Annotated in this window: 11 protein-coding genes and 1 pseudogene; 4 read left to right on the top strand and 8 right to left on the bottom strand. The window is 57.4% G+C overall.

From position 1 onward, the window contains the following. The first annotated feature begins 24 nt into the window (after positions 1-24). Complete coding sequence (gene speG, locus O1Q98_RS17500) at positions 25-597, top strand: spermidine N1-acetyltransferase (RefSeq protein WP_125258754.1); 573 nt, start codon at positions 25-27, stop codon at positions 595-597. Positions 598-709: 112 nt separating this feature from the next. On the opposite strand, the pseudogene ybbP reads toward speG, so the two are convergent. Next, positions 710-3,155 (bottom strand): annotated as a pseudogene (gene ybbP, locus O1Q98_RS17495) (putative ABC transporter permease subunit YbbP). Next, a complete protein-coding gene (ybbA, locus tag O1Q98_RS17490) occupies positions 3,152-3,838 on the bottom strand; it encodes a putative ABC transporter ATP-binding protein YbbA (protein ID WP_125258752.1) in 687 nt (228 codons plus the stop codon). The pseudogene ybbP and the gene ybbA overlap by 4 nt, the downstream one beginning before the upstream one ends. Between ybbA and tesA the strand changes: the two genes are divergently transcribed. The 3 genes from tesA to O1Q98_RS17475 all read left to right on the top strand — a co-directional run bounded on the left by tesA (position 3,806) and on the right by O1Q98_RS17475 (position 6,229). Further along, the gene (gene tesA, locus O1Q98_RS17485; RefSeq protein WP_164512966.1) at positions 3,806-4,462 is read left to right on the top strand and encodes a multifunctional acyl-CoA thioesterase I/protease I/lysophospholipase L1; all 657 of its coding nucleotides are present in this window, start codon (positions 3,806-3,808) and stop codon (positions 4,460-4,462) included. The two genes, ybbA and tesA, sit on opposite strands and share 33 nt — an antisense overlap. 67 nt (positions 4,463-4,529) lie before the next feature. Continuing rightward, complete coding sequence (locus O1Q98_RS17480) at positions 4,530-5,306, top strand: SDR family oxidoreductase (RefSeq protein ID WP_125258750.1); 777 nt, start codon at positions 4,530-4,532, stop codon at positions 5,304-5,306. A 62-nt stretch (positions 5,307-5,368) separates the two neighbouring features. Beyond that, positions 5,369-6,229, top strand: coding sequence for a thioredoxin family protein (locus O1Q98_RS17475; protein WP_125258749.1), 861 nt, complete (start codon positions 5,369-5,371; stop codon positions 6,227-6,229). A 60-nt stretch (positions 6,230-6,289) separates the two neighbouring features. On the opposite strand, the gene O1Q98_RS17470 is transcribed toward O1Q98_RS17475, so the two are convergent. From O1Q98_RS17470 to menH, 6 genes are all read right to left on the bottom strand, one after another. Then, positions 6,290-7,483 (bottom strand): nicotinamide mononucleotide deamidase-related protein YfaY, encoded by a 1,194-nt coding sequence (locus O1Q98_RS17470; RefSeq protein WP_125258748.1) that lies wholly within the window; start codon positions 7,481-7,483, stop codon positions 6,290-6,292. 249 nt (positions 7,484-7,732) lie between these two features. Further along, positions 7,733-8,278, bottom strand: coding sequence for a YfaZ family outer membrane protein (locus O1Q98_RS17465; RefSeq protein WP_125258747.1), 546 nt, complete (start codon positions 8,276-8,278; stop codon positions 7,733-7,735). 188 nt (positions 8,279-8,466) lie between these two features. Next, a complete protein-coding gene (menE, locus tag O1Q98_RS17460) occupies positions 8,467-9,867 on the bottom strand; it encodes an o-succinylbenzoate--CoA ligase (RefSeq protein ID WP_125258746.1) in 1,401 nt (466 codons plus the stop codon). After that, a complete protein-coding gene (gene menC / locus O1Q98_RS17455) occupies positions 9,855-10,835 on the bottom strand; it encodes an o-succinylbenzoate synthase (RefSeq protein ID WP_125258745.1) in 981 nt (326 codons plus the stop codon). The genes menE and menC overlap by 13 nt, the downstream gene beginning before the upstream one ends. After that, a complete protein-coding gene (gene menB, locus O1Q98_RS17450) occupies positions 10,835-11,692 on the bottom strand; it encodes a 1,4-dihydroxy-2-naphthoyl-CoA synthase (protein ID WP_125258744.1) in 858 nt (285 codons plus the stop codon). The genes menC and menB overlap by 1 nt, the downstream gene beginning before the upstream one ends. Beyond that, positions 11,676-12,467 carry a 2-succinyl-6-hydroxy-2,4-cyclohexadiene-1-carboxylate synthase gene (gene menH, locus O1Q98_RS17445; RefSeq protein WP_125258743.1) on the bottom strand — a complete coding sequence of 264 codons (792 nt, stop codon included), beginning with the start codon at positions 12,465-12,467 and terminating at the stop codon, positions 11,676-11,678. The genes menB and menH overlap by 17 nt, the downstream gene beginning before the upstream one ends. Positions 12,468-12,492 lie beyond the last annotated feature (25 nt).

The following is a 12,492-nucleotide window of genomic DNA, read 5'->3' as shown; positions in this document are numbered from 1 at the left end:
ATCGCCCACAATCAGGATTTTTTTATGTCGGATACCCATAAACCTAACATCCATGAAATCGTGCGCCTGCGTCCGCTGGAGCGAGATGACCTGAGCTTCGTCCATCAGTTGGACAACAACGCCAGCGTCATGCGCTACTGGTTCGAAGAGCCTTATGAGGCCTTTGTTGAGTTAAGAGATCTGTACGATAAGCATATCCACGATCAAAGCGAGCGACGCTTTATCATCGAACACGACGGCACCAAAGTTGGCCTGGTGGAATTGGTGGAGATTAACCACATTCACCGGCGCGCCGAATTTCAGATAATCATCGACCCGGCTCATCAGGGCCACGGATACGCCAGCGCAGCGGCCTTGCTGGCGATGGATTATGGCTTCTCGGTGCTCAACCTCTACAAGCTGTACCTGATTGTGGATAAGGAAAATAAGAAAGCCATACACATCTACAGCAAACTCGGGTTTGAGGTTGAAGGGGAGTTGATACACGAATTTTTCATTAACGGTGAATACCGCAATACCATTCGCATGTGCCTGTTCCAGCATCACTATCTGGCCAGACACAAAACCGGCGACACCGCCCATAAAGCGAACAATTAACCATTAGTCATTAACAATTAGTCATTAACAATTAGTCATTAACGGTGCCCCGGCCCGGCGTTTTCCATCGCTAAAAGCAGGCCGGGCTGCACGCCACCCGGCCTCCTGCACCTCATCCGGCGTGATAACGACGAAACAGTGCGTTGCCGCGCAGCAACCGCAGCCCCAGCCAGCCGCCACACAGTGACAGTAACAATCCGGCTAATGCGGGCAGTACGCCCCACAACACCAGATTAGGCTGCCAGGGAAAATCAAACACTTTACGCTGCAACAACCATAGCGCCATGTCAGCCCCGAAGGCAGCGGCCACGCCAGCACAAAGCCCCAATACAGCGAACTCCCACCAGAGTGTCGCCCGCAGCAGGCGCTTTGCCGCTCCCGAGCGTGCGATAGACCATCAGTTCCTGACGCCGCTGACGCATACCCACCTGAATCTGAGCCAGTAGTAATAGCCCGCCGCACACCAACACCAGCACCACCATCACTTCCAGCGCCAGCCCCACCTGCTGCAAAACTGCGCCAATCTGTTGCAAAATCGTGCCAACGTCTAACACTGTCAGCGTCGGAAACTGGCGATTTAACTGCGTGATGACGCTATCTGCGCCTGTCGCCCCGTCATAGCGAAAGCTGGTCAACCAGGATTGGGGCTGCCCCTCCAGCGCACCGGGCGGAAAAATGAAGAAAAAGTTTGGACGCAAACTTTCCCAATCCACCCGCCGCAGGCTGCTGACGGTGGCACGAAAAGGCTGAGTGTCGCCGGTAAAGGTCAGGGTATCGCCAAGTTTGATGCCTAAACGTTGCGCTACCCCTTGTTCAATTGACACCTCACCCGCCTTCGGCGGCCATTGTCCCTCAGTAAGGACATTGTGCTCAGGCAACAGGGCAAGCCAGGTCAGGTTCAGTTCGCGGTTGACCGTATCGCCCCCTGGGTCATCCTCACGCACCAGATCGGTTGCGCGCAACCCGTTCATTTCGGTGAGACGAGCGCGCACGATTGGGTAGAACGTTTGCGTATTTACTTGATGGTCGGAGAGAAAGGCTTTCAGTTGCGGCACTTGCTCAGAGGAGAGATTAAGCACGAAATAGTTCGGGCTGCCGGGTGGCAATTGCTGCTGCCAGCGCTCGAGTAAATCGCCGCGCAACAGCACCAGTAATGCCAGCAACATAAACGAGAGCGAGAATGCCGCCAGTTGTCCGAGCGTTGACCATGGCTGGCGTAACAGGCGGTTAATCGCCAGACGCAATGCCAAACGGCGCAATGTTAAGCGACGCAATAGCCACAAACTGCCCCAGCCGATGGCGCCTAACAGCAACGAAAGAGCCAGTACGCCGCCTAACAGCGACCACAGTAACGCACTGCCGCCAGACAGTAGCACCAGCGCCGCTGTCACCACCGCCACCACGCAAGGTAAATAATAGCGTAGCGGCCACACCGTCACCGTTGTCTCTTGCCGTAAAACCCGCAGCGGCTGGGTTGCCAGCAGTTGTCGATAGGGGCGCATCCCCACCAGCAGAGATATCAGCACCAATGTCCCCAGCGCCCATCCCAGAGGCCACAGCCCGGCCGCCGGTAGCTCCGCCGGTAATACCGGTAACAGCGCACGCATCAGCAATGCTTCAAACGCCATCCCAAGCAGGCTGCCGCACAGTGCCGCCAGCACCAGCACCGATAACCACTGCCCGATAATCAAGCGCCGCAAGGCCTGCCGTCCGGCCCCCAATGTCTTGAGGATGGCAACCAGGCTGGTTCGGCTGCGGCAATACTGTCCCATCGCCACCGCCACTGCCGCCACCGACAGCAGCAGCGTCAACAGCGCGCACAGTAACAAAAACTGCTGGGCACGCTGGAGAGATTTACCCAAGGCATTTGGCGCATCCCCCATGCCAAACCAGCGTTGGTCAGCCTTTAACTGTGGCTTGATGTACTCGCTAAAATGGGCAATCGGCAAGGCGTCACCGGCAAACATATAGCGCCAGGTAATTCGCGCGCCCGGCTGAAGCGCCCCGGTTTTCTCCACATCCGCCAGATTCATTATTACCCGGGGCGCGGTATCAAAGGGGTTAAACCCCGCATCGGGCTCGGCCACCAGCTCACCGGCAATCGTCAAGGTGGTGTCGCCAAGATCCAGACTGTCGCCAACGTTACGCCCCAGTAATGCCAGCAACCTCGGCGCAACCAGCACCTGCCCCGGCCCAACACGCAGGCCTGGCGGCAGAGTTTTCAACTCACCATACAAGGGGTAGGACGCATCGGTCGCTTTTACCTGTGCCAATTGCGCGCTATCCCCAGCGTAAGCCATGGTCATAAACGACACCTGTCGGCTCACGGCCAGACCTTGCTGTTGCGCGTGCTGCAACCACGCCTCCTCCACCGGGCGAGAAGCACGCAACACGCGATCGCCGGCCAGAAAATCGCGGCTCTGCTGGTTTAACCCCTTCTCCATGCGATCGCTAATGGCGCCAAGCGCCAGTACGCAGGCAACCGACAGCGTCAACGCCAGCCAGACAATCAACAGTGACGGCGAGCGCCACTCACGCCAAAACCAGCGCCAAATCATGCATCCTCCCACAATTTGCCATCGATAAGACGCAGACAGCGATCGCAGCGCGCCGCCAGTTGCTCATCGTGTGTGACCAGAATCAAGGTCGTGGCGAAATCGCGATTCAGCGAAAACAACAGATTGGCGATACGCTCGCCGGTTTGCCGGTCCAGATTACCGGTTGGTTCATCGGCAAACAGCACTTTTGGCCGCCCGCTAAAGGCACGAGCCAGCGCAACACGCTGCTGTTCTCCGCCCGATAGCTGCGCAGGCAGATGAGCCAACCGCCCGCCAAGGCCTAACTGTTGCAACAGATGCTCGGCCTGCTGGCGACTCTGCTTGTCGCTGTCACCGCGCAACAGCGCCGGTAACTGCACGTTTTCCAGCGCCGTCAACGTTGGCACCAGCATGAACGACTGAAAGACAAACCCCACATCGCTGGCGCGCAACGCCGCACGCCCCTCTTCATCCAATTTATCCAGCCGCTGACCCAGCAACACCACCTCACCGCTGCTGCCATCATCAAGGCCAGCCAAAATCCCCAGTAAGGTCGATTTCCCTGACCCCGACTCCCCCACCAGCGCAATGGTCTGAGCAGGTTTGACAACCAGCTCAACTCCGGTAAGGATGGAGAGCTGATGCCCACCCTGACCAACATGTTTACTAAGATGATGAACTTCAAGAATGTTTTCCGCTGGCATAGCGTTATCCTTTTGTTTTTAAGTTTGTTCAGCCTGCGCACACTGGCGGCGGATACGTTGCTGGTACTGGGCGATAGCCTCAGTGCGGGTTATCGCATGGCGGCTAATCAGGCCTGGCCTGCGCTACTCCATGCCAACTGGCAATCACGCGCGGACACCGCTGCCATTCACGTCGTCAACGCCAGTATCAGCGGCGACACAGCCACACAAGGGCTGTCACGGTTGCCCGCATTATTACAGCAACACCAGCCGCGCTGGGTGCTGATTGAACTCGGCGGTAACGATGGGTTACGTGGTTTCCCGCCACAAAATCTGGAACGTGATTTGGGCGAGATAATAACCCGCATCAAAGCGGCAAACAGTCAGCCGCTGTTAATGCAAATCCGCCTGCCTGCCAACTACGGCAAGCGCTATACCGAGACATTCACCGCCGTATACCCGCGCGTGGCTAACGCTTTTGGTATTCCGTTACTGACGTTTTTTATGGAGCAGGTTTACCTCAAACCCGAATGGATGCAGGATGATGGCATTCATCCGAACCGTGATGCCCAGCCATTTATTGCTGACCTCATGGCCAAGCAACTTGAGCCCATCGTGGCGGCGCACCGTGTTAGTAAGGGTTAACCGTGTCAGTAAAGGTTAACAGTTAAGCACGCCTCTTGATATTTAAGCGTTTTCGTTAGGTAAAGTTATGCAAAAAGCAGTTTTGATCACCGGGTGCTCCAGCGGTATTGGCTTACTTGCCGCCCACACGCTGCAACAGCGCGGTTATCGTGTGTTAGCGGCATGCCGTCGTCATCAGGACGTCGCGCGCATGAACTCTCTGGGCTTTGAAGGTATTGACCTGGATCTCGACAGCAGCGCCAGCGTCAGGCAGGCTGCCGATGTGGTGATTGCGCTGACGGGCAACCGTCTTTACGGCCTGTTTAATAACGCCGGATACGGTCTTTACGGGCCGCTCAACACCATCACTCGCCAACAGCTGGAGCAACAATTTTCCAGCAACCTGTTTGGCACGCATCAGTTAACCCAGTTGCTATTACCGGCGATGTTGCCGCACGGCGAGGGCCGGATCATTCAGACCAGTTCCGTCATGGGGTTAATCTCCACGCCGGGTCGCGGGGCTTACGCCGCCAGTAAATATGCGCTGGAAGCCTGGTCTGACGCCTTACGGATGGAACTGCACGGCAGTGGGCTGTGCGTTTCACTGATTGAACCGGGCCCTATCAGCACCGAATTTACACACAACGTGAATCAAACACAGCAGGATAAACCGGTCACGAATCCGGGTATCGCCAGCCGTTTTACGCTACCGCCGCAAGCGGTGATGCCCAAACTGATTCACGCGCTCGAGAGCCCTCGCCCGAAACTGCGCTATCCGGTGACGTTACTGGCACACGGCATCACGGTATTACGCCGCTTGCTGCCTGGCGTCGTGCTCGATGCCCTGCTGAGAACGAAATCCTGATCCGGGGTTGAAGCGACGCCTATCGCCCCCATTTATGGTCAAAATGGCCAAGAGAGAATGACATGCTAGAACAACACGCCACTGTGATTGATATCAACGAAAGCACGCTGCGTCAGGCACTGGAGCAATCCATGCAGACCCCGGTGCTGTTCTATTTCTGGTCTGAGCGTAGCCCTCACTGCCAGCAACTGAGCCCTATGCTGGACAAACTGGCCGCAGAATATGCCGGTCAGTTCCTTTTAGCGCGTGTCGATTGTGATGCCGAAGCCCATGTTGCCGCTCAGTTCGGTCTGCGCGCCATCCCGACAGTTTATCTGTTTAAAGACGGCCAGCCGGTAGACGGCTTCCAGGGGCCACAACCCGAAGAAGTCATTCGGGATCTGCTCCAGCAGTTCTTACCTAAACCGGAAGACCTGAAACTGGCGCAGGCGCAGCAGTTAATTCAGGATAACCAATTAAAAGACGCGGCGGTTTTGTTAAAAGACGCGTTTCAACTGAACGGCAAACGTAGCGATATCGCGCTGTTGCTGGCTGAAGTGCAGATTCAGTTAAACCGTATTGATGAAGCGCAAGCGCTGCTGGCGGCAATCCCGCTGCAAGATCAAGACACCCGCTACCACGGTCTGGTAGCGCAAATCGAGTTGATGAAACAGGCGGCGGACACACCGGAAATTCAGCAGTTACAGCAACAGTTAGCCGCACAGCCGGATAACGCTGAACTGGCGGTTCAACTGGCCTTGCAATTGCATCAGGTTAGCCGCAACGAAGAGGCGCTGGAGCTGTTGATGACGTTACTGAAAAAAGATCTGGCGGCCGCAGACGGCACTGCGCGCAAGACGCTGCTGGATATTATGGCAGCCCTGGGCACAGGGGATGCGCTGGCGGCACGCTATCGCCGTCAGCTCTACTCACTGCTGTACTGATTTTCCCACATCGCGCACACCGGGGCCCGCTGCGAGCCCCGGTTATTGCGTCTTGCTCGCTTATACGCTTTCCAGCACGTTCACCCAGCCATGCGCGCCGGATACCGGCCAGCCATTCAGCCAGCGTCGAACCATATTCATCGCTAACATAGCGACCACATCCTGCGCGGTTTTCTGGCTATAACGGCGCGCATTTAACTGAATAGTCTGGCCAAACGTCCCCTGCGGCGTATGCAGCGCCAGCGACAGCACGCCCTCATCAGCCCGGCCAACATAGAGCGCCAGCGCCGTATGGTAGCGCACGGCCAGCTCACGGGTATGGGTAAGCGCTTGCTGCAACGTTACGCGCTCAGGCGTGACCATCAACTCACCGCCCCACAGCCCGACCTCGGCGCTGCGCAGTTGCCAGCACAACAGACCAGCGGTGAAATCTTCACTGACGGACAACGTTAGCCCGCGCTCACGCAGGCGGCGTGCCAGTTGCGCTGGCAACCCTTCGGTGCCCTCGAAAATCGCGTGTTCTCCGGCAACCTCACGCACGGTGAGCCACGCCTGCTCCATCTCGCGCCGCCGCGCCGCCGGGCCGGTCAGCTTCAGCTCAATAATCGGCATGGAAGAGCGGTAGCCTAGCACCACGTCTGGCGGCAGCGGCAGGCTATCAAGCTGGCTTGCCAAATCGCTTTCCGAGCGGCCAAAGGTGGTCAGACGCAGGCACAGCGGCGCATCAGCAACGGCAAAGCGCGCGCGTAATCGCGGCACTATCTGTTGCTCCACCATCACTTTGAATTCAGACGGTACGCCAGGGGTGAAAAACATCAGACACTTGTTGAATTGCATAGCAAAACCACACGCAGTACCGACCGGGTTATCCACCAATTCAGCGCTGGCGGGCAGTTGGGCCTGTTTGCGGTTGCTGTCTGCCATCACCCGGCCACGTTCGGCAAAGAACGCTTCCATACGGGTTATCCATTCGGCATGTTCGACCAGCGTTTCTCCGGCTGCTGTCGCTGCCGCCAGCGCGCTGAGATCGTCACTGGTCGGCCCAAGACCGCCATTGACAATTAACACATCGGCTATCTGGCTACGCTCGGTTAATGCCGCAACCAGTTCTTCGAGCTTATCACCCACCGTCATGCGACTGGTCATCGGCACGCCTTGAGAAAACAGATAATCCGCCAGCCAAGCGGCATTCGTATCCACAATCTGGCCATGCAGCACTTCATCGCCGGTACATAACATCTCAACCCTAAGCATCCGTATGACTCCTTATGATGGTTTCACGCACATTCGTTCACTGATACCGCCCAAAACACCGGTGCTAAAAAACACGAAAAGCGTGTTAAACACGCCCTTCTCTGACTGAAATACCGCCTGGTTATGTTGTCATTGGCAATGAAGTCAGCACGCCTGATGCGGCCCGCCTGATGACCGCGCCACGACAAGGCGAGCGTAAAAGCCCGCTTCGCCTTGCCGTCTGACTTCAGCCACAGGGACACGCCCTGCTTAGAAATTCAGCCCCATGCTGACATACGCGGTATCGGCGACTTTATTGTCGTTACCGCGCTCGCTGGCGGCCATATTGATATAGCGATAACCAACGTCCAGCGACAGCGGACGCAGCGGCTGCCAGCGCACGCCGCCGCGCGCTTCAACATAGTGATCGACATGGCTTGAGAACGCATCAGGCGAGTAATAGCCTTCGCCAAACAGCGATACGCTGCTGGCGACCGGCACTTGCAGGCCGCCGCCCAGCGCGACGCCATAGCCGTCCTGGAAGTGGTTCTGGTTCATGTACAGCCCTTTCGCCCCCACTTTCAGCGACGCATTACTCAGCGCAAAGGTGTAATCCATGCCCGCGCTATAGATATCATTGCTGTGCTTTTGATCGTGGCCCCAGCCAACATTACCTGACAACCCCGGAATACCGAGCCCCATACTGGCTCCAGCGCCGACATAATCACGCCCGGTTTCGCCAGACAGACCAATAGCATGAGCAGAAACCGTCGCCAACAGCAGACTTCCCGCACAAGCAATACCCCAGTTTTTCATTTCAACTATCCTTAAAGACAATGAGAGCTCACCCGTTCAGGCCGTTTTCACCTGAATGATTTTCTGGCAAAGCTCGGGTTAAATGCAGACAACGCCGCGATGTTAACATGAATTTTACTGCAATCCGCCGCCGCCGATAGCGTAAATAACCTATCGATTTAGGCGCATTCGCCAGCAGGCGGCTCGGGTTAGCGGGCAGCCGATGTACGGTACTGCTGCTCAACCCAGGTTTTTACCTGCTGCCGGGAAATTTTGATGCCGCCGGTTTTAAGCGACTCAGGTAACAGGTAACAGGCTATCGGGCGCTGGAAACCGGCCAATCGCGTCTGGCACCACTCCACCAGATGAGGCAGCGCAAGCGCGCGCTCTACCTCCACGACCGCCACGGGCCGCTGCCCAAACTCCGGGTCATCAACCGGCACCACGCAGGCATAAGTGACATCCGGGTGAGTGAGCAATACCGCTTCAACATCCTCCGGTTGCACCCCTTCCCCGCCGCTAAAAAACTGGTTATCCAGCCGTCCTAATATCCGCCACTGTTGGCCGTCCCATTGCCCGCGATCGCGCGTATGAAACCAGCCCTGTTTATCGGTTATGGAGACCAGTCTGCCGTCTTGCCAATAGCCAGCCGCCAGACTGCGGCCACGCAACAGCACTTCCTCGCCGTCCAGCTGTATTTCGCGCTCTGGCAGTGGTAAACCGACGCCGGGGTGCTCATCGGCCCGTTTAGCGCATACCGTTGAGGCCAGCTCCGTGAGCCCATAACCGCACCAGCAACGGATACCGCGAGCCTCTGCCTGACACGTTAACTCAACCGGGATAGCGGCACCGCCCAATAAGACCGCGCGCAGACTGACAGGAGACTGGCTTTGCGCCAATAATCGCCACAACTGAGTGGGCACCAGCGACGCATGAGTACAAGCACGCAATGCCACCTCCAGCGGTTGCTGTGGCCGGATAACCAACGTCGCACCGGCCACCAGCCAGCGCCAGACGATACCCTGCCCGGAGACATGGAACAGCGGTAATGACAGCAACCAGCGGTCGCCCGCACCAAACGCCATCAGTTGCACCACGCCCTCGGCGTTCGCAACATGGGCATCAAACGTATGTACCGCCGCTTTAGGCATCCCGCTGGAGCCAGACGTCAACGTCAAGGTCGCCAACCGTTGGTATGACCAGACTAACGGGGCAGTTGGCAGCCGTTCGGACGACGCAGGCAAAGGCCAGCAGAGCGTGACAATATCCTGCGGCCAGTCCCTCCCTGCCAGGCACAACGCCCGCTCGATGTTCAGCGAAGGCAGCAAATCGGCCAGCAACCTGTCCGGTAACTGTGGGTTCAGCGGCAATACGCGCGCGCCGCACTGCATCAGCGCCAGATAGCACAACAGCATATCGGTACTGTTTTTTCCGCGCAGCGCCACCGCCATGCCAGGGCAAACGCCCTGACGGATAAAAGCCTCGCTCAAGCTGGCAATCTCGCTTGCCAGCTGTTGCCATGACCAAACCCGCGCGTCATCCATCAGCGCTGGCGCCATCGGCTGTGAGGCAGCCCAACCGCGCCACGGCCAATTATTCAGCCCTGCCATACCCGCTCCAGTTGCGCCGCCGTCAATAACGGTAACGGGCTGCCCGGCCAGGCACGCACCACCTGAGCCTGCATCAAATCCAGCGTATCCAGCCCCGGCACAGTCTCAGGCGTGAGCCAGTGAGCCACACGCGCCAGTTGACTCAACCCCAGACTGGACTCAATCGCCGAGCTGATAACCGCCGTTAAACCAAGCTGATGTGCTTGCGCAATCAGTTTCTGGCAGCGCGCCAGACTGCCGGTTAATGACGGCTTGATGATAATGGCAGCCACGCCCGGCTCGGCTACGACCTCAAAGCCGGGTTCGCGCACACTTTCGTCCCAGGCAATCGCGATACCGGTTTCGCGCGCAAAATCGCGTGATTCTTCACGGGTCTTGCAAGGCTCTTCCAGAAAAGCAATACGTGAGCGATAGGCCGGATTCACATAACGGGCAAACCCTTGTGCCTTCGCCAGTGTCCAGCTACGGTTCGCATCAAGACGCAGCCGCAACGCAGGCAACGCCTCAAGCAGCAGGTTGACTATCATGCCATCGCGCACCGCTTCATAGAGCCCGACTTTGACTTTTGCCACCTGCTCAGGCAGGTGTTGCAACATGGCAAACAACTCATCCGGGTCGCCGCTGCACAACGGCGCTTTGCGGTAATCCGCTGCGGTCGGGAGAGCCTCATCGAATTCGGCGAATGCGCAACTGAGCCCAAAATCAACCGATGCGACACCGCTTTCGCACCACGCGGCCTGCGGTGTTTCCCCGGTAAGCCAAGGCTGTAATTGCGCTTGCGCGGTTTCCAGCGCCTGCGCCAGCGTTTCCGGGCTAAACAGCGGCAGGGGGGCAATTTCCCCCCAGCCTTCGCGCGGGCCATCTTGCAGATGCACAATCACCCCCTCGCGGCTTTTCAGGCGCTGATTACGCAGCACCACGCCCGCCTCCATCGGTACGCTATAGCGATAAAGCGTTGCGTGGCGCATCAGGGATTCCGCTTAAATTTGCTAAAATCGGGCTGGCGTTTTTCATTGAACGCATTGCGGCCTTCCTGCCCTTCGTCAGTCATATAAAACAGCATGGTGGCGTTACCCGCCAGTTCCTGTAGCCCCGCCTGACCATCACAATCGGCGTTCAACGCCGCCTTCAGACAACGTAGCGCCATCGGGCTGTTTTCCAGCATTTCACGGCACCAGCGCACGGTTTCACGCTCCAGTTGCGCCAACGGCACAACCGTGTTGACCAGCCCCATATCCAGCGCCTGCTGCGCATCATACTGACGGCATAAGAACCAGATTTCACGGGCTTTTTTCTGGCCGACAATACGCGCCATATAGGACGCGCCCCAGCCACCGTCAAACGATCCGACTCGCGGCCCGGTTTGGCCGAACATGGCGTTATCCGCCGCAATCGTCAAATCACACATCATATGCAGCACGTGGCCGCCGCCAATCGAGTACCCCGCCACCATCGCCACCACCGGCTTCGGGCAGGTGCGAATTTGGCGCTGGAAATCCAGCACGTTGAGATGATGTACGCCGCTGTCATCTTTGTAACCGCCGTAATCGCCACGCACTTTTTGATCGCCGCCGGAGCAAAAGGCTTTGTCACCGGCACCGGTCAGAATAATCACCCCGACGCCTTCGTCATGACGAGCATTATCCAGTGCCTGCATCATCTCTTTGACAGTTTGCGGGCGAAAAGCGTTACGCACCTGCGGGCGATTGATAGTAATTTTCGCCATACCGTCAATGGATTTGTGATAGAGAATATCGACAAAATCGCCACTGCAATCGTGCCATTCAACCGGTGCGTAAAGCTGTTCTTCACTGGGATAAAGCATAATCAATCTTCCTTTCGGGATACGAAATAAACTGGCGAATACGTGCTGCATAAGCCGATGGATTCGCCTGATGAGCGTTGTGTCCGGCGCGGGCAACGTCAAGCAACACAAAATGATGCTGCGCCGCCAGCGCCTGAAATTTAGTGTCCTGATGTCCGCAGAGGTATCCCAACGGCATCGGCAAATGGTGCAATAACGGCACCAGATAAGGCTGACGAGAAAGCGATGTGGCCTCTAACATGGCCGCGATAGCCGCACCGTCATTTCCACGGCGCAGTGCCACCAGCCGGTCTCGCTGGTCAGGCGGTAATGCCGCAAACACCGGTTGCTGATACCAACTGTTCAGCACATGTTCAAGGGGCTGCTCGCGAAAGCGCCTTGCCCATCCGGCATCATGTTGACGGCGCGCCATGCGTTCGTCATCGCCCTCAAGCCCCGGATGGCCGCCCTCAATCAACACCCCTTGCAAGCCGGAGGTGTCGCCATAGCAGGCGTGATACATGGCCAAACGCCCGCCGAGCGAATACCCCAGCAGCCAATATTTATCAATCGACCATGCGGATAACTGCACGCACAATTGCTCACTAATCTGTGCAAACCCTTGCGCGCCACATTGCCGGGCCGAACCGTGGCCGGGTAAGTCAATCAGCAGGACAGGCCAGTCGGCAAAGTACGGCAACACCGGCTGCCAGTCCTGTGCGCTGCCAAGCAAACCGTGCAGCATCACCAGCCAAGGCTGCCCCGGTTTCGCGGTGCCGATGCGATGACCTATCATTCATGACCTACCATTCATGACCTAC

Source organism: Dickeya lacustris, from assembly GCF_029635795.1.
Classification (GTDB): domain Bacteria; phylum Pseudomonadota; class Gammaproteobacteria; order Enterobacterales; family Enterobacteriaceae; genus Dickeya; species Dickeya lacustris.
Note: the sequence above shows the minus strand (reverse complement) of the source record. Positions and strands in the feature narration are given on the sequence as shown.